The organism is Methanofervidicoccus sp. A16 (assembly GCF_003351865.1).
In the GTDB taxonomy this organism is placed as follows: Archaea; AGJL01; Methanococci; order Methanococcales; family Methanococcaceae; genus Methanofervidicoccus.
In genome coordinates this window covers 1,035,089-1,059,752 of the sequence record NZ_CP022242.1, presented here as the reverse complement: position 1 = coordinate 1,059,752, position 24,664 = coordinate 1,035,089, and the positions used below count along the sequence as shown (strand labels likewise).

The 24,664-nt window shown below is 33.1% G+C and carries 22 protein-coding genes; 8 read left to right on the top strand and 14 right to left on the bottom strand.

Annotation, left to right across the window (positions count from 1 at the left end; all coding sequences use genetic code 11):
- Nucleotides 1-590: 590 nt before the first annotated feature.
- Complete coding sequence (gene dapF / locus CFE53_RS04915; protein ID WP_148121166.1) at nucleotides 591-1,475, bottom strand: diaminopimelate epimerase; 885 nt, start codon at nucleotides 1,473-1,475, stop codon at nucleotides 591-593.
- Nucleotides 1,476-1,995: 520 nt separating this feature from the next.
- Nucleotides 1,996-3,351, bottom strand: coding sequence for a signal recognition particle protein Srp54 (locus CFE53_RS04910; protein WP_148120751.1), 1,356 nt, complete (start codon nucleotides 3,349-3,351; stop codon nucleotides 1,996-1,998).
- 1,307 nt (nucleotides 3,352-4,658) lie between these two features.
- Between CFE53_RS04910 and hemC the strand changes: the two genes are divergently transcribed.
- Complete coding sequence (gene hemC / locus CFE53_RS04905; RefSeq protein WP_148120750.1) at nucleotides 4,659-5,564, top strand: hydroxymethylbilane synthase; 906 nt, start codon at nucleotides 4,659-4,661, stop codon at nucleotides 5,562-5,564.
- Between the two features lie 3 nt (nucleotides 5,565-5,567).
- On the opposite strand, the gene albA is transcribed toward hemC, so the two are convergent.
- The 3 genes from albA to CFE53_RS04890 form a co-directional block, all read right to left on the bottom strand.
- On the bottom strand, nucleotides 5,568-5,840 hold the full coding sequence (gene albA, locus CFE53_RS04900) for a DNA-binding protein Alba (RefSeq protein WP_148120749.1): 273 nt from the start codon (nucleotides 5,838-5,840) through the stop codon (nucleotides 5,568-5,570).
- A gap of 287 nt (nucleotides 5,841-6,127) precedes the next feature.
- Entirely contained in the window at nucleotides 6,128-6,742 is a 615-nt protein-coding gene (gene tfe, locus CFE53_RS04895) for a transcription factor E (RefSeq protein ID WP_148120748.1), read from the bottom strand.
- A complete protein-coding gene (locus CFE53_RS04890) occupies nucleotides 6,706-7,842 on the bottom strand; it encodes an ATP-grasp domain-containing protein (RefSeq protein WP_148120747.1) in 1,137 nt (378 codons plus the stop codon). The genes tfe and CFE53_RS04890 overlap by 37 nt, the downstream gene beginning before the upstream one ends.
- A gap of 342 nt (nucleotides 7,843-8,184) precedes the next feature.
- On the opposite strand from CFE53_RS04890, the gene CFE53_RS04885 reads away from it, so the two are divergent.
- A complete protein-coding gene (locus CFE53_RS04885) occupies nucleotides 8,185-9,237 on the top strand; it encodes a radical SAM protein (RefSeq protein WP_148120746.1) in 1,053 nt (350 codons plus the stop codon).
- A 787-nt stretch (nucleotides 9,238-10,024) separates the two neighbouring features.
- Here the strand turns inward: CFE53_RS04885 and CFE53_RS04880 are convergent.
- From CFE53_RS04880 to CFE53_RS04870, 3 genes are all read right to left on the bottom strand, one after another.
- On the bottom strand, nucleotides 10,025-10,426 hold the full coding sequence (locus CFE53_RS04880; RefSeq protein ID WP_148120745.1) for a class III signal peptide-containing protein: 402 nt from the start codon (nucleotides 10,424-10,426) through the stop codon (nucleotides 10,025-10,027).
- Nucleotides 10,427-10,439: 13 nt separating this feature from the next.
- Entirely contained in the window at nucleotides 10,440-11,024 is a 585-nt protein-coding gene (locus tag CFE53_RS04875; RefSeq protein ID WP_150131694.1) for a hypothetical protein, read from the bottom strand.
- 241 nt (nucleotides 11,025-11,265) lie between these two features.
- Nucleotides 11,266-12,402, bottom strand: a complete 1,137-nt coding sequence (locus CFE53_RS04870; RefSeq protein WP_148120743.1) for a DUF515 domain-containing protein — start codon at nucleotides 12,400-12,402, stop codon at nucleotides 11,266-11,268.
- Between the two features lie 385 nt (nucleotides 12,403-12,787).
- On the opposite strand from CFE53_RS04870, the gene CFE53_RS04865 reads away from it, so the two are divergent.
- Entirely contained in the window at nucleotides 12,788-14,095 is a 1,308-nt protein-coding gene (locus CFE53_RS04865; RefSeq protein ID WP_148120742.1) for a formylmethanofuran dehydrogenase subunit B, read from the top strand.
- 450 nt (nucleotides 14,096-14,545) lie between these two features.
- Here the strand turns inward: CFE53_RS04865 and cfbA are convergent, their stop codons facing one another.
- On the bottom strand, nucleotides 14,546-14,971 hold the full coding sequence (cfbA, locus tag CFE53_RS04860) for a sirohydrochlorin nickelochelatase (protein WP_148120741.1): 426 nt from the start codon (nucleotides 14,969-14,971) through the stop codon (nucleotides 14,546-14,548).
- Nucleotides 14,972-15,133: 162 nt separating this feature from the next.
- Here cfbA and CFE53_RS04855 point away from each other — a divergent pair, with 162 nt between their 5' ends.
- From CFE53_RS04855 to argS, 5 genes are all read left to right on the top strand, one after another.
- Nucleotides 15,134-15,385, top strand: coding sequence for a 50S ribosomal protein L31e (locus tag CFE53_RS04855; protein ID WP_148120740.1), 252 nt, complete (start codon nucleotides 15,134-15,136; stop codon nucleotides 15,383-15,385).
- A gap of 25 nt (nucleotides 15,386-15,410) precedes the next feature.
- Entirely contained in the window at nucleotides 15,411-16,097 is a 687-nt protein-coding gene (locus CFE53_RS04850; RefSeq protein WP_148120739.1) for a translation initiation factor IF-6, read from the top strand.
- Nucleotides 16,098-16,110: 13 nt separating this feature from the next.
- Nucleotides 16,111-16,341 (top strand): 50S ribosomal protein L18Ae, encoded by a 231-nt coding sequence (gene rpl18a, locus CFE53_RS04845; protein ID WP_172456361.1) that lies wholly within the window; start codon nucleotides 16,111-16,113, stop codon nucleotides 16,339-16,341.
- 384 nt (nucleotides 16,342-16,725) lie between these two features.
- On the top strand, nucleotides 16,726-17,394 hold the full coding sequence (hypB, locus tag CFE53_RS04840) for a hydrogenase nickel incorporation protein HypB (RefSeq protein ID WP_148120738.1): 669 nt from the start codon (nucleotides 16,726-16,728) through the stop codon (nucleotides 17,392-17,394).
- A 7-nt stretch (nucleotides 17,395-17,401) separates the two neighbouring features.
- On the top strand, nucleotides 17,402-19,129 hold the full coding sequence (argS, locus tag CFE53_RS04835) for an arginine--tRNA ligase (protein ID WP_371678290.1): 1,728 nt from the start codon (nucleotides 17,402-17,404) through the stop codon (nucleotides 19,127-19,129).
- Between the two features lie 428 nt (nucleotides 19,130-19,557).
- Here argS and CFE53_RS04830 read toward each other — a convergent pair whose 3' ends face one another.
- The 5 genes from CFE53_RS04830 to CFE53_RS04810 form a co-directional block, all read right to left on the bottom strand.
- A complete protein-coding gene (locus CFE53_RS04830) occupies nucleotides 19,558-19,713 on the bottom strand; it encodes a 50S ribosomal protein L39e (RefSeq protein WP_148120736.1) in 156 nt (51 codons plus the stop codon).
- A 2-nt stretch (nucleotides 19,714-19,715) separates the two neighbouring features.
- The gene (locus tag CFE53_RS04825) at nucleotides 19,716-20,318 is read right to left on the bottom strand and encodes a 7-cyano-7-deazaguanine synthase (protein ID WP_148120735.1); all 603 of its coding nucleotides are present in this window, start codon (nucleotides 20,316-20,318) and stop codon (nucleotides 19,716-19,718) included.
- A 14-nt stretch (nucleotides 20,319-20,332) separates the two neighbouring features.
- Nucleotides 20,333-20,683: a DNA-binding protein gene (locus CFE53_RS04820; RefSeq protein WP_148120734.1), complete on the bottom strand. Its 351-nt coding sequence runs from the start codon at nucleotides 20,681-20,683 to the stop codon at nucleotides 20,333-20,335.
- Between the two features lie 13 nt (nucleotides 20,684-20,696).
- Nucleotides 20,697-21,143: a 30S ribosomal protein S19e gene (locus tag CFE53_RS04815; protein WP_148120733.1), complete on the bottom strand. Its 447-nt coding sequence runs from the start codon at nucleotides 21,141-21,143 to the stop codon at nucleotides 20,697-20,699.
- Between the two features lie 354 nt (nucleotides 21,144-21,497).
- Complete coding sequence (locus tag CFE53_RS04810; protein WP_216360695.1) at nucleotides 21,498-24,461, bottom strand: DEAD/DEAH box helicase family protein; 2,964 nt, start codon at nucleotides 24,459-24,461, stop codon at nucleotides 21,498-21,500.
- Nucleotides 24,462-24,664: the final 203 nt, after the last annotated feature.

The window sequence follows — 24,664 nt, the reverse complement described above, 5'->3', positions numbered from 1 at the left end:
GACCAAAATCTGATAAAAAACATAATAAAAATAAAAAATTATTAAAATAAGTTATTGATGTATAAATTTGAAATTACAATAAAAATAGATAGATAAAATATCTCCTGAATATAACTTCTTACTGTTTTTAGGAATTTTAATTATTTATCTAAGTTCTCATTAAAAGATAAAAATATATTAATTAAAAATTATAATAATAATTAAGACATAAAAATAAAAAATAAGAAAATTGTTTTTTAAAATAAAACCTTTTCACACTAAATTATAAAATTTTTAAAATTATAAAAAAGTTATTAATAAGTGGATTTTTTCTTTTTTTCTGAATATTGGATTTAAAAGAAAACCTCCCTAAATAGAATTTATATCATGACAGAATATTCCTTCAATCTAATTCTAGTACTCAGAAGTATTCCAAGATAGATGAGTTAATGATTCTATTTTCATTATTTGTTATTTTTTAATTTGGATTTTATTTTTTTGTAGAGTTAAATCTTCCACTCTGATAGAAACTAAGGTTAATCATTAAGTTTATAGGTTTTAAAATTATTATTATAAAATTAAATTTTTAATCATTACTCTTTCGAATATTATTATAGAGCATCCCTCAATATTCCATCGTATACTAGTACAGCATCCCCCTTTAAATAAGCCCCGTTATCTCCAATCTCTACCTCTAGATCTCCCCCATCTAAATGTACCAGTACCCTATTACCAGTTTTTCCTAACTTATGGGCGAGGATTGCAGAACCTGTTGCACCAGTTCCACAGGCCCTGGTGTATCCTACCCCTCTCTCCCAAGTTACCATCCTAATTTCATCCTTCCCTAAGGTTTCTACAAAGTGGACGTTTATCCTCTCTGGAAATGCCTTGTGATTCTCTATTTCCCTCCCCAATACCTCCAAGTTCCTCCTTACAAAGTCCATATCTATACCGTTATCTTCGAGGAATATAACAGCATGAGGATTACCAACGTTTACAACACTTAATTTAACCTTATCTAAGACCCCACTGTTTAAATATAGGTACTCATTTAAAAATACATCACCCTCCTTTTTTCCCTCCACCACCATAGGTATATCTCTTAGTTGAAACTTAGGAACTCCCATATACACTCTGATGGATCTTACAGTGTCTCCCTCTATTTCCATCTCACATACCCTCAACCCTCCTAAGGTTTCCACATACAGTGGGTTCTTCTTCAACACTCTCTCATAGACGTACTTGGAAAAACATCTTATCCCATTTCCACACATCTCAGCCTCTGATCCATCACTGTTAAATATTCTAAACTTCACATCACAGTTTTTATCCTCTGGTTTTTGGATAAATATCACACCATCTGCACCTACGGAGAAACCTCTCCTACATATCTTTTTAGAGAATTCTCCTTTGAAATCTTCATTTACCTTTATACTATCGTACTCGTTTATTACTATGTAGTCATTTCCTAAACTATGCATTTTTGTAAATTTAATATCCTTTATCATCCTTCTCACCTAAATCTCTCTATTTATTATAATTTAAAAAATTATGATTATATTATAAAAATTTAAATGAAAGTGAATAAAAATCTGGGAAAAATAAAAAATCCAATAGAAGGCATTACTAACAGGAACTATATCTTGGTTTCTTTTTGATAGTTTTATTATAGTTTTTTATTTTTTTATATAGAGTCATTTTACTTTTACTTATTGACCATGAACAAAAAACAATTGTGCTAAACAATACTAGAGAATCTTTATAAAAAATTATATTATATTATAATAATAAAAATATTTAAATATTAAAAAATAAAAATATTAAAAGTACCTATATTTAAATAAAAGAACCATACCAGGTAAAAAGGTAAAATAAACTTTATTTCCTAACTTATATCGTGTACTGAAAAGCAGACAGGATTTTTATTAACACTCTTCAATTGAGATTCTTATTATTAACTTTTTTAATAATTATTTTTAAGGTTTAAATAAATTCATACATTTCTATATTTTACTACTAGCCATCTCTGTACATCAACTGTCTCATAATCTTCCCAATAGGCCCTCCCATCTTCAACATCTTACCTCTCTTCAAATTCTGGAATGCACTCTTAGTAGTGGCATAGTATCTTAGAAGTTCCTTTACCTCCTCCTCTCTAACCCCAGAACCTCTTGCTATCCTTCTTATCCTTGAGGATTTTATGATCTCTGGATTTTCCTTTTCCTCTTTTGTCATGGAGTCCATTATAACCTTATATCTCTTTAACTTCTGCTCCGTTAGATGTATGGCTTCCTTAGGTATAGTCCCTCCAAAACCTGGTATCATACTCATTATCTGTTTTATAGGACCCATCTTGGATATAGCCTCAAGTTGGGAGTATAACTCATTTAAGGTAAATTTCCCCCTCATTATTGCGTCTAAACTCTCCTCTGTCTCCTCGTCTATTATATTTTCAGTTTTCTTCAGTAAAGTATCTAAGTCCCCCATACCGAGGAGTCTTGAAACGAACTTCTTTGGATCGAAGACCTCTAAGTCATCTATTCCTTCCCCAGTACCTATAAACTTTATAGGAGCCTTTATCTCAGCCACGGCACTTAGGGCACCTCCTCCCTTCGCAGATCCATCTAACTTAGTAACTATTATACTCCCAATATCTCCAACAGTTTCCTTAAATGCCTTTGCCTGATTCTTAGCCTGTTGTCCCAAGGTACCATCTATTACAAGTATAATCTCATCTGGATTAACTACCTCTTTTATCTCCTTCATCTCCTCTAATAACTCCTTCTCCTCCTTATGTCTCCCTGCAGTATCTACTATTACTACATCTACCTTCTTTAAACGATCCAATCCCTCCTTAACAATCTCCACTGGTGTCTTCTCTCTAGATTCATCTCCATATAGAGGTACATGTATCTTCTCTGCCAGTTGCTTTAACTGTTGATAGGCTGCAGGTCTATATGTATCTGCCGCTATTAAACCTGGCTTTAATCCCATCTTCTGTATATACCTGGCAAGTTTTGCAGCACTGGTGGTTTTACCACTACCTTGAATACCAACCAGGAGTATAACGTTCCTCTTCTTAGGATCTATGTTTAACTTTTGCCCCTCCTCACCAAGTAATTTTATAAGTTCTTCATATACTATCTTTATAATGTGTTCCTTCTTTGACAGCCCCTTAGGAACCTCCTCGTATATAGCCCTCCTCTCGATCTCCTTACTCATCTTAAGTACCAGTCTAACATTTACATCCGCCTGTATCAACGCCTTTTGGATGTCCTTAATCACCTCCTTTATAAGTTTTTTATCTACAAATGTAGCATTTTTTATCTTGTTTAATGCTTTAGTAATACTCTGTCCCAATTTTTCCAACATACTTTCACCTTTTATAGATTAAGTCCCTTTTGATAAAGATTAAAAAACCTTATAAAAAAGGATTTGTCTACATCAATCTTAATTATTATGCCACTATAGAGGTATATACTAGCGATTTTATTCCTATTAGTGCCCAATTTATTATAAAAAGAAAAAAATAAATAGTTGTAGGAGATTCCTACATCTTCCAGATGATTTCTCTATTATAATTTTTTAAATTTTATTATAATATTATTTAGTTATTGCGATGATGTCTATATTCTTTGTTGTGGGTACTAGATAAGGGGACATTAAAAAGAAAAAATATTCGAAATAAACTATTTTATTATTATTCTCTATGATTATTTGGGGTAAATATTTGCTTATAACAGTTTTTATCAGTATTTAACTCCTGTTATTGATATGTTTTGTCTCATTTATACAAACTCTAATCCCAGTTCTAATTTATAGTAGTGGTTAAAGATAAAATAGAGAGACCATAATGTGAAAAAATAATGATAGAAATAAATAAAATCATATTAAAATATTTTAGGAATGTTTTTAATAGAATATTTAATATATATAAAGATGTTCATGAGGATTTAGAAATTTTATTTTAAAGTTTTTTATTTTTATCTTATTAAGTAATTCTTTTTAAATAAAAATAATTATTATAATAATTATTAGATAACCCTAGTTCCCATCAAAATGATAATATAAAAAATAATAATAAAATAAGAAATAAGAATAAAAACTAAAAGTATAAGAAGAAGTATTAAAATCAGAATAAGAGATAATCTTTCTGGGACGCTCTAAGATACTCTATGGAGTGGAGTAGATCCTTTATAACAGGTTGCTATTATTAACTTTATTATCTTTTTATTATTTAAATCGTTACTTTGATAGGAATTAAGGTTTATTTTATTATTCCTCTTAAGATTTTTGGTATTTTTTATTATAATATTTTTATTTTTATTATTCTTCTAATCACAGTCTTGATGGGAATTAAGGTTATTAGATAATAACTACATTTTAAAAGTTTAAGCACAGAAAAAGGATTTAAAAATAATAAATATAACTTTAATGACTAATAATTAAAATTAAATACAAAAATAACAAACTACAGAATATTTTTAAAACCTAATAAAAAGAAGTAGAAATGCCTTGAAGACGAAACTTTATCCCTACAACCTTTTCTATATTTCTCCCTTGAATACTTAGAAAAAAGAGAGTGAAACTTCACTATCATAACTTTTTTACTGGTAAAAGTGAAGTAAACAAATAAAATAAGATAATCTCTTCACATATATATATATTAGGTGAAAATCTTGAAGTTAATAATAGGTAGTAGGGGGAGTAAACTGGCTTTAGCCCAGACTTACTACATAAAGAATCTTCTGGAGAAGATAGATGAAGATATTGAGGTTGAGATAAAGATAGTGAAAACCAGAGGTGATGTGGATCAGAAGGCTCCTATATCCCAGTTAGGGTTGGGAGTATTCACTAAAGAGTTAGATATTAAGATGTTAAATTATGAGATAGATATTGCAGTCCATAGTTTAAAGGATGTGCCGACAGTGTGGAACGAGGATCTGACTATAGCCGCAACTCCAGAGAGGGAGAGTTACCACGATGTACTGGTATACAGCAAGGATGTGAATATAGAAGATAGTATTATAGTGGGTACCTCTAGTATTAGGAGAAGGGCCTTCCTCTCTCTGAAATATCCAGGGATGAGGATAGCACCTTTAAGAGGTAATATAGATACCCGATTAAAAAAATTGAGGGATGGAAAATATCAAGGTATAGTTGTGGCAGAAGCAGGTTTAAGGAGGCTTAAAATAGATCTAGATGCCTTAAACTTGAGTTATAGAATATTAGACATTCCTCCTGCACCAGCCCAGGGGGTTATAGGGGTGGCTGCCAGAAAAGAAGATAAGGAGATTATAAAACTACTTAAGAAGATAAACGATAGTAAAACCTATCTAGAATCTACTGCAGAGAGATGGGCACTGAAGACTTATGGAGAAGGCTGTCAAGCGCCCTTTGGAGCTCTTGCAAGGTATTGTATCGAGGGAGAAGAACTTCATCTCACCTGTAGTGTTGTAGATCTGGAAAAGGGAAGAATCGTATCTGAGGATGGTAAAATCAGATGTGATATAGAGGATGTAAAAGGTGCTAAAAGGTTGGCAAAGTATATAGGTAGTAGGTTGAAAGAGAAAATAGAGAGTTAGATTTTATTCTTTTGAAAGTACTATTTCAATAGTTGAAACATTGACTGTTCTACCATCCTCATTTTTTACCTTTTCAGTACCTAATCTCACTTCTTCCACTTTAACATTTGGTAAAAATCTGTTTCTTACCATTTCCTCTACATCTACAGCCTTACTTATAGCCTTACCTCTTGCCTTTATTACAACCTTATCTACGTTCTCCACGTTAAATTGTGTAAGTACTGCGAGGACATAGTTCATAATACTCTTTTTACCTACAAATACTGTCCCTATCATACGTGATCCCTCATTATTCTTTTTGAAGATGGAGATATTATAAATATTGTAGTGCTATTTATATGTTGTTATTCAACTTATAAAATTAACAGACACTAAGTTCTTATAAAATAGTCCTTTAAAGACACTTCAAAGGATATCTCTATAAAAAATATAACAAATATCCAAAAAATTAGAAAATTAAAAATTTAATAATTAATAAAATAATAAAAATAATCTCATAATTTTCTAATTTTAATATTAATTAATTTACCTACTTAGGATTTTAATGAAAATTATATCACACCCTAACTCTTTACTTTTCTCCTGGATCTCTTTCTACCTTTAGTTTTAGAAGTTGTTGATGGAGGAGATACCAAAAATATATTGGATTTCAATTCTTCCTCTAAAAATTTTATTTGGTTTTTAAGTATCTCTATATCTCTACTATTATCGTATTCCTTAAGTACTCCTCCACAGTGTGGGCATCTAAATCCACAATCCATGGCCTCCTCAAATATGTACTTAATTTCACACTTTGGACAATAAAAGAACATATTATTCTCTTCAAGTGTCAACTGCTCTTTAAGTTTTTTCAACAACTCCTGACCTCTTTTTCTTACAACCCATGGTAGTTTATCTAGTGTAGGTTTCCAAGTATAGGTGTACCAGTTAATATCTTCCTCCTTTTCTCTAGTATAATCTACAAGTCTTGCATCGTAGAGTTTATATAGTATCTTCCTTACTGTGTTTAACTTCATGTTAAGTCGTCTAGATATCTCGTCGTCAGTGGCTTCTCCTAACTCAATAAGAGTGTATAACACATCAAATCCTTCTATATTATCCTCCAGTATATCGAGGAGTACCTGCTGAACTAACGGGTTTTCTAGCATTTCGTATAGTTTTTTCTTACTTGTGACCATGGGATCACCATCTTTGAGATCTCCTTTACTGTATTTTTTACCTCCTTCATGTCCCTTCCAATTACTGTAGTTAAAGGTTCTCCTTTTTCAATCACAGCACCGTATTTAGGGACATCGACGATATTTCCACTTTTTCTTATATAGGAGGTCACCTTACTATCTGCGAATAGAATCTTTTTAATGTATTGTCTCGCAGATCCAATTTTTAAGGGATTTCTACACCCCTCTACATTCTCTATTATACACCTTACAAGGTTGCACTGTAGAGCCATCTCCACAGTTTCAAAAGTTCCCGGTATTCGTGGGTTGATCTCAACAACTACTGGGAGTCCATTCTTTATCATGAAATCAATACCGTTCATCCCTTCCAAATCAAAAAAATCGACAATATCCTCAAACAACTTTATGGTGTATCCAACATCTAACAGGTTATCTAGATTGTAGGGAGTAATACACCCAGAATAACTGTTATTTTTAATTATCTGTTTGTTAAAGGTGATAAACTCCCTACTTATATAGGATGCACTGAAACTTTCGGAGGGTATGTACTCCTGTACTAAACAGGGGTACTTTAAATTTTTTAGCAAACTACTATGTTTGTCATCACTCATATTTAAAGATATTGTATGAACCCCCATACCTCCATGACCGTAGATAGGTTTCACAACAACTTTATTATACTCCTGAAGATATCTATCCAACTGTTGATAGTTATAGGCGATATGTGTTTCAGGAATGGGACATCCCAAGTTCTCTAATTTTTTCATAATATAGTATTTGTTACTTAATCTCTTTATTTTCTTCGGGAGGTTGCCAGCAACATTCCAGTTAGGAGTCTTAGAGTTTTCACATTCAAATACTCCAGAACAGATGAAAATATAATCCACTTCATCAACGTACTTTTCTGCACAGTTTATCAACTTTCTACTATCGTAGTTCTCACTAAAACGTCCATGGTATGTATCACTTATAAAGTAGTCTCTTACGTCTGCATCTAGATCTACAGGGTTGTAGTAAGAAACTGAATAAACTTTATATCCCAATCTCTTTGCAGAATTTACCACTGGGCGAGTATTAATACCCACTACAAGGATTTTCATAGAGACCACTATTTAAATAATGGTGGAGAAAAAATATTTATATTAAAAATAGAATATAAGCCGTTAACAGGAGAGTTTCATCTTTTTAAGTATCTAGATTATTCCTATATTGTTTTTATTTTATAAGAGTTTGGTAATGATTTAAAATGTCTATTTAAAGAATTTAAAAATAATTATTATTATAAAAATTTGAAAATCTATGTTTATATTCCTCGGAAAATTCTAAGTACTAGAAAATCAAAATATAGATCCTGAAAATTCTCTCTTAAAAATATATTACTTCTAATTAGAACTTTTATCCTTTTTTAGAAAAAATTTAAAAACTTTTAAATGGAGATTTCTATGAATCCTTTAGAGGTTATGGAGAACTCTATCAAAGCCTATAAACTAACTACTAAGTACCACGGAAACTTCACTGATCTGAAGAGGGCGCTCTTTTTAGGATGGTACTGTGATCTCAAGGATCCCTGTAAGTTTTGCTATATGTCTACTCAGAAAAACAGAATAAAGGATCCTAAATCTGCCAGGAGGAGATTGGAGAGTATATTGGCAGAAGCCATACTTATGAAGAGGATAGGGTGGAAGTTGGAGTTCATATCCGGGGGATATGGATATACACCTGAGGAGTTAAATAGGATCTTGGAGTTAGTCGCATACCTTCAAAAGTCCAAACAGTATCTCAATGTAGGTATTGTAGACTTTGAGAGGTTAAACTTAGATGTGGTAGAGGGTATTGTAGGGGCAGTGGAGACTGTAAATGAGGATCTCCACAGATATCTTTGTCCTCAGAAGCCTTTAGATAAGACAAAAGAGATGCTGTTAAAGGCTAAGGAGTATAACTTAAAAACTGGTATAACTATTATTCTTGGTTTAGGGGAGAAAGAGGAGGATATAGATAAACTACTGAACTTAATAGAGGAGTTAGATCTAGATAGAATAACTTTCTACTCCCTAAACCCTCAGAAAAACACTATCTTTGAAAATAAAAGTTCTATTACTACCTTAGAATATATGAACTGGGTCTCTACTGTGAGGCTTAACTTTCCAAAGATAGAGATAATTACTGGAACCTGGGTAGATAAACTTAGCAATATAGGTCCCTTAATAATGAGTGGCTCCAATACTATTACCAAATTCCCCCTATTTAGTATCTACGGAAGGAAGGAGGGCATTACAGTAGAGAAAGAAATAAGATCCACTGGTAGGAAATTGTTAGGAACCTTCTCAGATATAGAGATTCTCAAAGGGAGTAAAAAACTTGAGAATACTCCGTATGTAGACGAGGAGATAGTTATCAGTGAAGAGAGTCTGAGACTTCTAGAGTCTCTAAAGGGTGCTATCAATAAAAAAATAGAAGATTATGTATCAAGAATTTTAAAAAGGGTTAAGGTATGAGATAATAAGGTTATAAGTTTTTTATTAGAATAAATATTATAATAAAAACAAATAATAATTTTATTCATAGCTCTCATTAAAACAATGTCAGAAAAAATAAGAACTGTTATATTTAAAAAATGGAAAAAATTATTAGTATTTAACATAAAGTTGATACACCAGTTAAAAGGAATCTTACCTTTATCTTCTCTTTTGCTAAGTACTAAGAAGATGGATAGAAATTTTTTACTCTTTTTAAACTATAACCAGTCTATAATAAATAATAACATAATTTATAATAAGAATTTTAAAAATTATAAAATAAAAACCCTAAAAAACTGTTAATACTCAAATAAAAATAAAATAATAAATTATTAGTTAAAATATAACTTTATCTTCAGGTTTATAGTATGTAGTGAAGGAGTAGGGCAGGATTTCTGTTACACCCTCTTAACCCTCTTCTTAAGAGAATTAAGAGAATTTTTGTTATTTTTTTAATTTATTATTTATTGATCTCTTTTTATTATTTTTTAACATTAATATTTTTTAATTTATTATATTATTTTAATCTTAGATAATAATCTTATAGTATTTATGTTTATGTTCTTAACTATAAAAAGACACAGAGGAATTTTGTCTTAAATTTATTTCCTAAAATTATCTAAGTGTTAAGATAAGGAGAATAAAATCTATCATTTAGATATAGATAGTGATCAGAACATCCAGAAGGTATTAATTTGGAAACTATTGTTGGGTTTTGTTCCATATTTTTATAATAAATAGATATTATTTTCAATAAGTAATATACTTATCCCCACTCTATATAGATGGTATTATAGTCTCTTTTTTCTAAGCATATTTCAATTATACTTAGATTTGTCTTATATTCACTATCATTCGACATTAAAACTATACTACAGTTTGTAGATATGGTATATCCATTACCTTCTAAGATTATATTACTACCATTTATTCTCCAAATTCCAGGAGGGCTCTTTATATATACAACCTTTCTTGAGCCAGGATCCAACACAGATAACATCTCTATGTTTGTCTTAAGTTTAGATAGAGCTCCATGCCCTAAACTTGCAGAGGAGGTCTCTATTGTTCTTCCAAATCCGTACATACCAGGGATCATAGTTGTTATTATTACAACAACTAGGAGAGAGAGGAATAATATTGAGAATTCCAAGGATATCTGTCCTCTCATAAAGGAAACACCTTTAATACTTATACATTACATAAGAAAACTCTAAAGATTTAGTTTCTCCATCATCTGTAGTGAATACCATGGCAGGAACGTCAAATAACTTCAAATTAATATCCATATCTGTAAGATCGTTATCCATAGTTGGTATTAAAGAATCATCAAGAGAGTTGTAAAGTTCAGAGTACCTCCTTGAAGACATCATTTTATGTTTATTTACGTACTTCCTATAAGAATCTACCCATATATCTACATCGTATTTTCCAAGGAGTTTATGGAAGGAATCGTAGTCCTTCAACACCAATGGGGCAGGGATAACTATACTTAATACTTCAGTATCAGATGATTTCACAATTTTTCCATTAACTAGGAGTTTATAGTTATCTACTTTAACACCATATTTACGGAGGGATTTTATCTGAGTTTCATCGAATACTTTTGTAGTATCCACCAGTGCAGGGCCTACAATTTTGAACTCATTTTGAGTTTTAGAAACGCTTAAAATATATGAGAAATTACCGTCTTTGTAGATTTTTACAGTAGTATAAGGAGGTATCCAAATACCAACTTTTCCATTTAGCGTTGTATAATAATCTTCCATATCATTGTTAGTAATAACTTTCTTATTTACATTCAACTTTAAGAAATTTTCAGAATATTTTAAAGATCTATCAGAAAAATATATATTCTCAGGTATTGCTATAAACACTGTATAAGGGTTTATATTGGTAATTTCAAAAGATAATTTCCAAGTACCTTCTATTTTACAAATAGTTTCAGCATAAGTTTGTGGTAGAATAAAGAGTAAAAGTAATATCAAAGAAATAATAACCCTCATATTCTCACTCTACTCTCACTATATACATGTCCTTTATAGATAATAACTTGGGTATAGTATCTGATGGAATAGAAACAATTAACAGATACTTTGCATTTTCATCAAAGATTTGAGTATCTGACGTTATTTTGTTGAATTTCTCTCCATACCTACCAAATTTACTTATTATTTTATTGTAATCTAATTTCCCGGCGGCTGTTGCATAGATTACTCCAGGGACATTTTCCAAGGAATATTCTATATCTGAAGTAGTTGAGAGTGTAGTGGTATCTCCATCTTCATTTAATGTACTAGATGTACTTTTAGACTCTTTGTATTTGATATTACCAACTATTACATAGGCAGAATCAACCATACCTGGTATAGGTTCCATACTAAGATTTCCTTTGTCATAAATTTCTATTTTACTTCCTTCAAAGGGTATCTTACCACAATGAGTTGCAGGAACTACAATTGCAACTTTATTGAAGGATACTGGAACTATGGTAAGATTTTTAATATCTGCCAAACTTAATTTTTTTACATAGTCTATAAGTTCTTTACCACTTATTAATGTCTTTTTTCCAAATACTAAAATAGCGTAATATTCATTAAGATCGACACTATTTTCAATACTTTTTAAATAGTATATCTTCGCATTCTCTTCGATATTACTATTTTTTAATATAGAGTCTATCTCTTCAATAGAATTGGCCTTTTCTATCTTATTTACAATATATTGGGCATATAAACTTTTAGAATAATACTTTCCGTACATCTGTTTAATACTTTCAATAACTCTTTCCTTATATTTCCTAAATTCAATATACTTTGCAGCATCATTTACTATCTTGTTTATCTCTTCTATGGAATCGCTATTTTCAATATTAGTTATATATACCTTGAGACGAGGATCATCTGGATACTTTGAAAACATCTGTTTAATATTATTTATTGCTGTATTTTTAGCCTCTTCTAACTTTTTATTACTTTCAATATATTTTTTCATTTCCATCTGGTATATATTGTATGCTACAAAGGATACTAGCATTATTGAAATAATAACTATTATAATATAACTAATAATTTTTGATTTTTCTCTAGATAGTCGTTTACTTCGTGCTTTTATTTTCTTCAATTTATCGCTAAAACTGTTTGCCATTCATATCCCTCAAAACTCTAAACATTGATATACATTAATGAATAAACCTCTTTTAGTTTATAGTTTGATTATATCATTTATTCATGTAATGACATTTAAAATTGTATAAAAAAGTTATATATAATTTAGGTATATTTTTTATAATCTGGTATTATTTCTAACCATGAGATAAAATTAGTTAAAATTAATAATTAATATATTACCCTAAAGGTGACTGAGATCCTCTTTATCTATACCTACAAATACTTTATTTTTCTAAAAATAAAAATTTCTAATAGATTTCAAAAAAGTTAATAGTTATATAAAAATAACATAATAAAAAGACATAAATATTAATGATAGTATAAAGTAATGTAGAGAATCTACTATTAATGGGGTGATCCCTTTGGTTGAGGTAGTAAAAAATGTTGTATGTCCCTTCTGTGGCTGCCTCTGTGACGATATTGAAATCATGGTAGAGGACGGCCACATTGTTGGGACAAGGAACGCCTGTAGGATAGGTCATGCAAAATTCATGCACTTTGAGGGCTCTGTAAGATATACAGAACCTCTAATAAGAGAGAATAAGAAGGATGACTTCAAAAAGACAGATTACGACACTGCAATTGAAGAATCTGCAAGATTGCTAGTAGAGTCAAAACTTCCTGTATTCTATGGATTCTCCTCTATAAGTTGTGAGGCACAGCGTGAGGCAATATTAATAGGGGAGAAAATTGGGGCTATTGTAGATAACACAGCAACTGTTTGACATGGTCCTTCTCTACTGGCTGTGCAGGATGTAGGATACCCAGTTTGTACCCTTGGAGAGGCTAAAAACAGAGCCGATCTTGTAATATTCTGGGGATGCAACCCAATGCATGCCCACCCAAGACATATGGGTAGATATTCTGTATTTGCAAGAGGGTTCTTCAGGGAGAGGGGAAGAAGAGATAGGACTGTTGTAGTAGTAGATCCAAGGAAGACAGACACTACAAAGTTGGCAGATCTCCACTTACAGGTGGAGCCCAACAAGGACTACGAGTTGATAAGTGCCATGAGGGCAGTGCTCAGAGGAATGGAATTAAACGCAGATAAAGTTGCAGGGATTCCAGTGGACACCATCTATGAAGTGGTAGAGGCATGTAAAAAGGCTCAGTTTGGGCAGTTGTACTTTGGTATGGGAGTAACTATGAGTAGAGGTAAACATAGAATTATAGACAACGCAATATGTCTGATTAGGGATCTCAACGCCTATACCAAATTTGGACTGATGCCAATGAGAGGGCACTACAACGTAAATGGGTTCAACCAGGTAATATCCTGGCTAACAGGATATCCTTATGCAGTGGACTTCAGTAGAGGTTATCCAAGGTACAACCCAGGGGAGACAAGTACCATTGACCTCTTACTTAGAGGAGAGGTCGACGTAATGATGAACATTGCATCAGATCCAGGAGCACACTTCCCACAGAAGGCTGTAGAGCATATAGCAAAGATACCTGTAATATGTGTAGAACCACACCAAACACCTACAACTGAACTGTCTAACATAATAATACCAACTGCCTTCACAGGGGTAGAAGTTGGTGGAATTGCATACAGAATGGATGGTGTCCCATTGGAACTGAAGAAGGTTGTAGAGCCTCCAGAGGGAGTTCTTACAGATGAAGAAGTCTTCAAGATTATGAGTAAGAAAATAAATGAAATGTTATAAAAACCGGTAATATTGGGTATCCTACATCCTGCGGAGATATTTAGGGGATTTGAAGGGGAACCCATCTGGGACCCTTCAAATCATTAACATTTTAAATCATTAAACCAAAAATTTACAACTCTTGTTTCTATTTTTTATCAAAAAAGTAAAATATAAGATATAAAAAAGAATAAAAAATAAAAAATTATAATATTAAATAACTTTTTTGAATAATTACCAAGGCTAAATAAAGTTAGTTTTTAAAGTATTCCAGATAACGGCGAGATTTACCTTTTCAACTGTTTATTAACTTTTTTATTTTCAATAATTTTTTAATTTTTATTATTAGACTAAAATACATAATAGTTTTTTTTTGTTCAGTACTTAAAACAGTAAAATTCATAGTTTTTATTTATAATTAATACTCCTATCGATCTCCTACTGAAGAGAAAAATAAAAAATTTATGTCCCTTAATTTCCAAGGGCTCTATCTATAATAATATCTACCAATCTGTCATCTGGTCCAATAGGTTCTCTATATATTATCTCTACACCCTCTGGGATCTCCACAGGTTCCTCATGATGGTGGTGGTGATGATGGTGTTCATGGTGATGAGAATCCTCCTCTTCTCCGTTATATATTCCTAAGATCTTAGGAATATCTCTCTTTGTATGATTTCCATGGGCTAAAAACACAGGTACTACAATTATCCTCTTAGCACCTTTCTCTATTACCTTTTTAATCGCTTGGGATATATTTGGTTCGTTGAACTCCATCATACCTATTTCTACAATGGGGTAGATGTTTCTCTCTCTTATTCTCTCTGCAATTTTACTAACTAATTCTTTTGAATAGGGTAATCTACTACCATGACCTACTAGAATTAACGCCTCCATACTTTTACCTCATCATACTTTTTTAGACAATATTCATACTATCCTTAGGTTATATATGTCTTTCTATTTAATATAATTATAATAACTTTCACCATAACCTTTAAATAAGATATTCTTTAAAATATAGAAAACCTTAAGTATCAAGGTAAAAGGGTGTAAAACATGGAGGAGAGGATATACACAATACCGTTAAGGGATGTTACCAACAGATCTGTAGCTACAAAAAGGGCTCCAAGGGCCATAAAAAAGATTAGAGAATTCCTGAAGAGACATACTAAGTGCGAGGTAATCAAGTTAGATAGGTCCATAAACGAGAAAGTATGGGAAAGAGGTATATCTAAGATTCCTCCTAGAATAAGAGTTAAGGTGATTAAAGAGGAGGATAACGTAGTAAGGGCTATACTTGTAGAATAAGATTTTCGAACAATCTGTGGTGTCTATGAGGGTGATAAAGGAGTATTTTTCAGGGATACCTACGTTAGGAGTACTTTCCCTTGCCACTGAATTATTTGGACTCTTTCCTCACTTTGTTGAAGAGAGGGCCTTAGAGAGATACTCCCGTATATTAGAAGTCCCTGTTAAAGCCCTAAATATTGGAAACAGTTCTCTAATAGGTTCTCTCTCTGTGGCAAATTCTTACGGTATAGTACTTCCTCCCTTAACCTCAAAGGATGAGATAGAAACACTAAAGGGATTTTTAAGAGAGAACGATATAGATATTGCTATCGAAAAAGTGGAGGCGAAAAATACTGCCTTTGGTAATCTTATAGCCACTAACGACAGGGGATGTATAATATCCAACGAATTGAGGGGGTATAGAAGGGAGATAGAAGATATATTAAATGTGGAGGTAGTGCCTCGAGATGTTGCGGGGTTAAGTACTGTGGGTTCCAACTTAGTTGTTACAAATAAGGGGGGCCTAGTCCATCCAAACACTTCTGAGGAGGAAATAGAGGAGTTGAAAGATATCTTCAAGATAGATATACTGGAGAGAGGTACTGCCAATAAGGGTAATCCTTCAGTAGGTGCCTGTATTGTTGCAAATTCAAAGGGCGCTATCGTAGGTGGAGACACAACAGGGCCTGAAATGTTAAAGATAGAGGAAGCCTTGGATCTAATAGAGTAATGGGGTGATAGAGATGATAAAGATCTACAGAATAACTGGGAGAATACTTGGTAAGGAGGAACCTATGTTCTTTAGAAAGGAGTACAGGGCTCTAAAAAAGGAAGATGCTCTAGAGTATCTGTACTCTGAAATGGGAAGTAAACACCATGTAAAGAGAACCCTTATTAAAATTGAGAAGATCGAAGAGATCCCTGAGAATGAAGTTACAGATCCAGTACTTCAGAGTATAATAAGGATGTATTAATCGATACTTTTTTTGTTTTTTAAGTTATGAACATAGTTTTTTAAATTATAATAAAAATAATTAAAATAATTATGAAAATAGTTAAAAAATTATCAAATATAAAGAGATAAAAACTCTTAAAAAAGGTTTAATAGAAATCCTGTCAAGTTTCTCCAGTACTCAGGGTAGTTCGAGAGTCAAGGACTAAATTTTACTTTGCTACCTGTTTTCATTCTTTTATCCTAATTATTACTATTTTAACAGTTTATTTATGTATTAACAATTTAAGATATTATTTTTAACTTTAATTGTCTCTAAAATTATTATAAAATTTTTTATTAAGTTTCGTTTATTTAATATAATTATTATAAAAAATTATTTTATAAAATGCTACAGGTGAAGATTATGCACTTTGTAAGTGTTTTGGACGTTGAAAGAGATCTTTTAAAGGCCAATAAGAAACTTGCAGATAAGAACAGGGCACTTTTAGATAAGTATAACGTCACCGCCTTTGACTTCATGGGTGCCATTGGTAGTGGGAAGACATTACTTATAGAGAAGTTAATTGAAAAATTAAAGGACAGATACAATATAGGATGTATTGCAGGGGATGTTATAGCCAAGTACGATGCAGAGAGGTTTAAGAAATATGGTGTGGAGGTTGTTCCCTTGAACACTGGCAAGGAGTGCCACTTAGATGCTCATTTAGTAAGTCATGCTCTGGAGGATCTTAACTTGGAGGAGTTAGATATACTCTTTATAGAGAATGTGGGGAATTTAATATGTCCTACAGATTTCGATCTCGGTGCCCATAAGAGAATAGTTGTAATAAGTGTTACAGAGGGAGACGATACAGTTAAGAAACATCCCATGATATTTAAAACTGCAGATCTCACTGTTATAAATAAGATAGATGTTGCAGAGGCTGTAGGTGTAGATCCCTTGAAGATGAAGAGGGACGCTGAGAGTATAAACGATAAGATGGAGGTAGTACTTACATCCCTTAAGACTAACGAGGGGTTGGATAAGGTAGTTGATTTTATAGTTAGGAGTAAGGAGGGATCATTAAAGTGATACCATGATAGAGGTAGAGAATACTATAAAAGATGCTATCTACAGAAAGATCCAGGAGATATGTGAGGAGGATGTTGGAGATATACAGTTAGATGAGCCACCTTCCTTGGAGTTGGGGGATTATTCAACGAATGTATCCTTCAGGTTGGCGAGGGTACTTAGAAAACCTCCGAAGGTTATTGCAGAGGAGTTGGGAGAGAGGTTAAAATCTGAAAGTATTCCCTATGTTAGTGATGTGAGGGCAGTTAACGGTTATATAAACTTCTTTTTAGATTATAAGGAGTATTCCAAGGATGGTATAGGTAAGATACTTAGGGAGAGGGAGAACTTCGGTAGAGGTAAGAAAAAAGATAAGAAGGTAATCCTTGAACACACCTCTGCAAATCCCAACGGTCCCCTCCATATAGGCCATGGTAGAAATGCCATAATAGGAGACAGTTTAAGGAGGATACTAGAGTTTATCGGTTATGATGTAGAAACTCATTACTATGTAAATGACATGGGGAGGCAGGAGGCTGTTGTTGTCTTCGGTTTAGAGAGGTTTGAGATAGATAAGAGTAAAAAACCAGATCATGCCATTGGAGAGATCTACGTAAAGGCAAATAGACTCTTAGAGGAGGATCCTCAACTGGAGGATGAGATAGGAAGGATAATGAGGGAGTACGAGGGATCTTTGGAGAATAAGGAGGATAGTCCAGTAGTAGAGAGATTCCAGTGGGCAGTAAATTACGCCTTAGAGGGTATTAGGGAGACCTTAGATAATCTTAATATTAAGCATGACGTATTTGTATGGGAGAGTGAGTACGTAAGGAACGGGATGGTAAAGGAGGTTATAAAAAGATTGATGGAGACTGGTAAAGTAGTAAAAGAAGATGTATATAAACTTGATCTATCAGAATTTGGAATTGAGAAGAAACTTGTATTGATGAGATTAGACGGCACTACCCTCTACTCCACAAGGGATATAGCCTACCATCTGGACAAGATGTCAAACTGTGATATAGGTATAAACGTCTTAGGTGCAGATCATAAACTTACCGCAGAGATGGTAAATGCCTCCTTAAAACTGTTGAATTCTAAGACTCCAAAGGTGATATTCTACGAGTTCATATCTCTGCCGGAGGGATCCATGAGTACAAGGAGGGGAAGGTTTGTAAGTTTAGACGAACTCCTTGAGGAGGCTGAGAGGAGGGCTATTGGAGAGGTTAAAAAGAGAGGTATTGCCAGGGATGAGGAGATAAAAGATATATCCCATAAAATCGCTGTAGGTGCAGTTAGGTACAACATAGTAAGGGTATCTCCAGAGAAACCTATGGTATTTAAATGGGAGGAGGCTTTGGACTTTGAGAAGGTGGGATGTCCAGTTATACAGTATGCCCATGCTAGATGCTGTAGAATATTGGAGCATGCTAAGGAGATAGGTAAGGTAGAGGATAAGGATCCTAAGGAACTCTTCAACTACGAGATGAAGGATCAGGAGAAGATACTTATAAAAGCCCTTCTGAAGTTCCCAAAGATCCTCGAGATGTCTGGAGAGTCTTTGAAACCTCAAACCCTTGCACACTATATGTTAGAGGTTGCCCAGAGGTTTAACAGTTTCTACGGGAACTGTCCAATACTCAAGGAGGAAAATGAGGATATACTGTACTCCAGGTTGAAGGTTGTAGAATCTACAAAGATAGTTATAGAGAATGGCCTTAGGTTGTTAGGGATAGAGTGCCCAGGGAAGATGTAGATTGATATAAATAAAAAATAGTAATAAACAAAACTTTTTAAATTAACAACAGTCATCGAGAATCTTAAATAAAAGAATGATAATAAAAAGAATAATTAAAAATCAAAAAACAAAAATCTTAATATATTAATATCCAAATAAAGAATAAATACAGGTAGGAAAGCAAAAAATATTCCCTTATCCTCTAGTTTGCACTGAGTACTGGAGAAAACAGGCAAGGTTTCTGTTAAACCTTCTTCTTAGAAGTTTTTATCTCTTTTTGTAGTTATTTTTTATTCTATTCATTTTTACTTTTTATATTTTTATTATTATAATAGTTATTATTTTTAATTTTTATATAAATTTAATATTGCCTATAATAGGAATAAAAATTCTAAAAAAGGATAGAATTGAAAAAATATAGACTATTTATTAGGTAAATGTATAACTTACTTCTTAAGTTTACTTCTTCTCCAATGCCTCATCTTTGGATGAGATCTAACCTTACCTTTAGTTCTTAGTATCACAAATAGTGGAACTCTTCTGTTCTGCTTTAAAGCCTTGGCAAGTCTCAACTTTTTTCCAAGTGGTTTTATGGATCCCATACTTACACCTCACTCTCCTTTTTTAACCCTATCACTCTAGACTGAGTATGCTTAGGGAAGTAATCCTTGGGATCTCTACCTTTAGCCCTTATCAGGGCTCTAATTTCACTCTCGTAATCTGACTTTAATATACTATCACTCTCTCCTTGGGAGAGTATGAAGTACCTATCTACGAGATATTTAATAGTCTTATGTCCAAAGCCCATAAGGGGATTTAAATATTCAATGCCCTTCCTCATCTCTATACTCTGTATCTCAGAGTGAGATAACTTCGGCACCCTGTCGTCCCTTCTAACACCATCTGCTATAACTTTGTACTTATCTGCCAATATCTCTATAACCCTCTTATGGAGATACTGGATACCCTTGCCAGGATATCCATCACTTAGGATGATCTCTACAGCTCTCTCGATAATTTCCCTGTCTAGAAACTCCACTTTATGGGGAATATTCAATATATCTGCAGTTTCCTGGGCGTACTTGTAGGAGTCCAATACTCCGAAATTTACAGTAATAAGTTCAACCTCATATCCCAACTTCTTCAAAAGTAATGCTGACAATGAACTGTCCTTTCCTCCACTGAATAGGACGTAGGCCTTTTTCATATGAAGACCTTTTTTTACTTTCTAATGAACTTTATCTCTCTCTTTCTAGCCTTACTCATCTCATGGAGTTTTTCTAAGAGTGACTTCAACTCCTCATCGGAGATAGGTACCTGGATCCTTCCCATCTGTGCCAATTGGAGAAGTTGAAGTTCTACCTGGGCGGCAAGTTCAGGTTTTGCCAATCTCAACCTAGCCAACCTAGCCCTCGCAGGTTCTGTAAGTATCTGTTTCAATATCCTTTTTTTCTGTAATTCGTACTGTTGTTGAAGTTGGAGGGCCTGCTGCTCTTCATCAGTCATTTTATTGGCAGCCATTCTTTTCTGTAGTTCTAGTAATTTTCTTCTTCTTATCTCTTCAATATCCATATTTACCCCCTTTTTAATATTTGGAGAGGGCAGGTACTTCTTCTATAATCTCATCTTTAACCTCTTTTGCCGTGTTATCCAGTAGAGACTGTCCCTTAGGAGTAATTATCCTACCCTCTCTAGTTCTTGTTACAAGATCTAACTTCTCCAGTGCCTGTAGAGCCTTTCTTATAATATTTCCACTACCTTTTACAAACTTCTCAGGTTTATGACCTCTGTTCTTCCTACCACCGTATGCAGTTCTTAGTCTCTCTACCCCTACAGGACCATCGATATATATCTTTCTAAGGATAGCGGCACATCTTATATACCACCATTCTGGATCATGTGGTCTCCTCTCCTTATGGGCCCCTGTCTTGACGAAATCTACCCACTCTGGTTTATCTATGCCCATCTCCTTCAACTTTTTTGCCACCTTTTCAATAAGTTTTGATGGAGGCACATCGTACACTGTTGTCATCTTTTACACCTCAAAAATTTTTTATATATTTTTTTAATTATTTATAAAAAATTTTTCATACTTATTATAATTTATATCAAAAGAGAGGGGTATTGAGCAAGTTCCTATATTATAGAATAGGGGTATATAATATTTACTAAGAACCCTACTGACCTGTCTACATAGCATCTCCAAACATTCTTAGGAAAGATATTTGAAGATATTATAAAATTGGTTTTCCTAATTTATCAAATTTTTCATAATACTAGCTCTCTGAAAGATTGTCTCCCAGAACCCCTTACCTTAATTCTCATCAAAGTGATGATTAAAAGTTAATTATAATATTTTTTATAAAATCTTTTATTTTTTAAAATATCATTGTAATATTTTAAATATATCCCCTACCTCATCGATCCAGTATTTTCTATACCCTTCAGAGAGTTTATTTCTATCCTCTGTATATAAATACAGGTAAACCCTGATTTTAAAACCGTCAAATTCAAATACCTTTGGTGATTCTATATCGCCGAATATCTTTCTGAAGTAATCTACCTTATGCTCAAACTCTGTATGTTTTATCCCCTTTGGATCCACAAATAGGATGTAGTAATCCTTTCCCTTTTTTAACCAAAATATGAAATCTGGTTTAAACCTCCTTATTTTATTGCTATCTGGATCGTAGTAGGGGATATATATTTCATCTAAGTACTCGTCTATCTTACTGAACATCCACCAGTCAACGTCTATATCCCTACTGTTGAGGTAGTTTTCCAGATCCTCTATAAATTTCACCTCACTTTTTGTCTTTATTATATGTCTTATATAATCTACTTTTTCTTTTTTGGAGAGGATTAGGGGGATGTAGTAGTGATTAACTATCTTTTTTATCTTTAGATCTTTGAAGTTTTCTTCCTTTGAAGTCTTTGCCAACTTCTCTATTTCAGATGTGTACTCCTCTATGGAGATCTCTCCCCTCTCAAACATTGTTTTTAATTCATCCTTCCTAGTTTCAGGATCTATATATTTATAAACCTTCTCTATCTTCTCCTTTAACTCGTTGATTTCCTCTTCTTTTAGGAATACCTTTATCTTTTTGAAGTGAATTATCTCCTCCTCTAATACTTTAAATCTATCTAACTCCTCGATATTGATGTTGAAGTGATTTATCAACTTCTGTAGTGCTACCTTGAATGGGATGGAAGAGTCTTGGACAATTTTATAGTACCTCTCCCTGTCCTTAAAACTGTTTTTTATATATTGGAGGAGATCTGGTGTTATGTTGTTCTCCACTATGGGGATCCTCTCATCTGTAGAGGTGAAGTACTCCCTAAGGGCGTTAAACAAGGTTTCCGATACTACGAATTTCTGTATCTCCCTCTCTTGATAAAGTTTCTTTTTGGAAACTTTGAATACTGGGATTAGGAGGGCGTAGGTTTCTGCATCTTTATTTTTTCTCAACTGGATAGTTTTTGCAGGTTCTTTTTCCATCTTTAAAGTGGTTATAACTTCAGAGAGTACCTTTCTCCTCGTCCCGAATATAAAGAGTGTTTCTATAGAGTCTATCAGGTATCTACCATCTTTAATACTTACTATTCTCTTGTAGATACCTCCATCCTCTCCCCTGTTGTAGAGGTTTCTCAACCTTCTCCTCTTACCTTTAATTGGCTCTATCCTCACCCCCCTTCCAACAGATTGAATTATGAACTTCTTTGCATCCTTTCCAACACCTATATTTATGAAGAGTATAATATTTGGCCTGTTGGAGTCCCAACCTTCGTAGAAGGCTCTGGATCCCATTAAGATGTTTATATCTTCCCTCTCGTCAAGGTTTTCGAATATACTTTTATCCTCATAACTCTCTATAACTTCGTACCCTTTGAGGTTGTCCTTTATCCACTTTACAGCATCTCCAATTTTAATTAATGCAAAAGGTTTATCACTGGTTTTTAGTTTAAATACAACCTCCTGCTTTTTTCCAGGGATAGTTATTGCCTCTACCTCTCCAAAACTCTCGGAGTTATAGACGTACTTTAGAATATCCTCTATTTTTATACTTTTAATTATATCCCTTTTAACCTTGAGGGGGATGTCCTCGTATATCAACTTAGAATCCTCTGAAAACTCCTGGAGTAGTTCATCCTTAACTGTCTCAAAGATATCTTTATTTATATCTCCCTTTCCTACTCTCTCTATCTCCTGGAAGAATAAGGTTAAATCAGGTTTTTCATCCTTAGTTTCTGTAAAGTTTACGGTGTTAACCAGTGTTAACATCAGAGGTTCATGGTAGATATTGCCGGCAACTTCCTTTATCTCTTCCCTAACCTTCTTAAGGTATGTAAGTAGGATTAGAGATTTTAAAAGGATCTTCTGCTTCTCCACCTTGTTGTAATCCCTCCTATCTTTAAAAGGTTCCATATCCTCTTTAAGTATATAGATGTGCTTACCGTAGCCCTCTGAGATAAACTTCTCCAAGTTGAAGTTGTAAACTGTTGTTATAATATCCCTTGGATCTGTAAAAGTTGCAGAGAAGTTGAAGAGAAAACCGTTCCTTGACATAATGGAGTAAAACATCTGCCTCTTAGATTCCTCCTTATCCCCCTTATGAGCCTCGTCTAAGATTATATACCAGTTTCCATTGTTTTCGTAGTTTCTAAAGTCTATTACCTTCTCCTTCTGCTCATCCCCTATTAGATCGGATCTGTAGTAGAAAACTGTTATCTCCTTGAGATATGGAATTAAACTCTCCCTTTTTATCCTCTCGTAGTCAGTTAGTTCTACGAAGTTTATTCTGAACCCCCTTTCTCCCGCCAACTGGTTGAATTCCTCCACATGTTTTTTCAACTGATTTAGTAGATCCTCCCTGTGGGTAAGGATCAGTATATCCCTCTCGGGAATCTCTTTTAATTCCATCAGTCTTTTTAGGATCTCAACGAGTTTTACGATAATAAGGGATTTTCCACTTCCTGTAGCCATCCAGAAAGAGGCCCTGTTTATGAAGTTGTAAAACTTTATCCTGTTGTTTTCAACTGGATAGTACTCTCTTATGATAGTTGAGAGGTTCTTCTTTAACCTGGAGAGTCTTATATCTAAGTTTTTTTCTAGATCTTCATCTAAATCGTACCTTTGGTAGAATCTTTTTTTATCCCCTTTATCCTCTTTAAAGTAGAGGTATAAAACCTTGATAGCATTTTTAAGGGATTCCTGTTGGAAGTCCCAGAGTTTTTTATCCTTGGAAAAACTTACAGTGTCTAAGATGTTCCAATTACCTGGTAAGGAGTCAAAATCTATATCTTCAACTATTGATTGTAGGATAGGTTTAAGGATTATATTTGCCACCATATTATCATTAGATTATTTTTTTATTAGTTCTTTAATATATAAGTTCCTTATATTTTTCCCTGAAATCATTTGGTTTAAAAAATAATAATAATGATAAAAGAAATGATAAAAATAATAAATATAAAAATCGTTAAGAGGATCATCTTTTTTCAATACTTCTTTTTAAAATTTTATATCTGGGATGATGGAAAGTCCTTATTTTA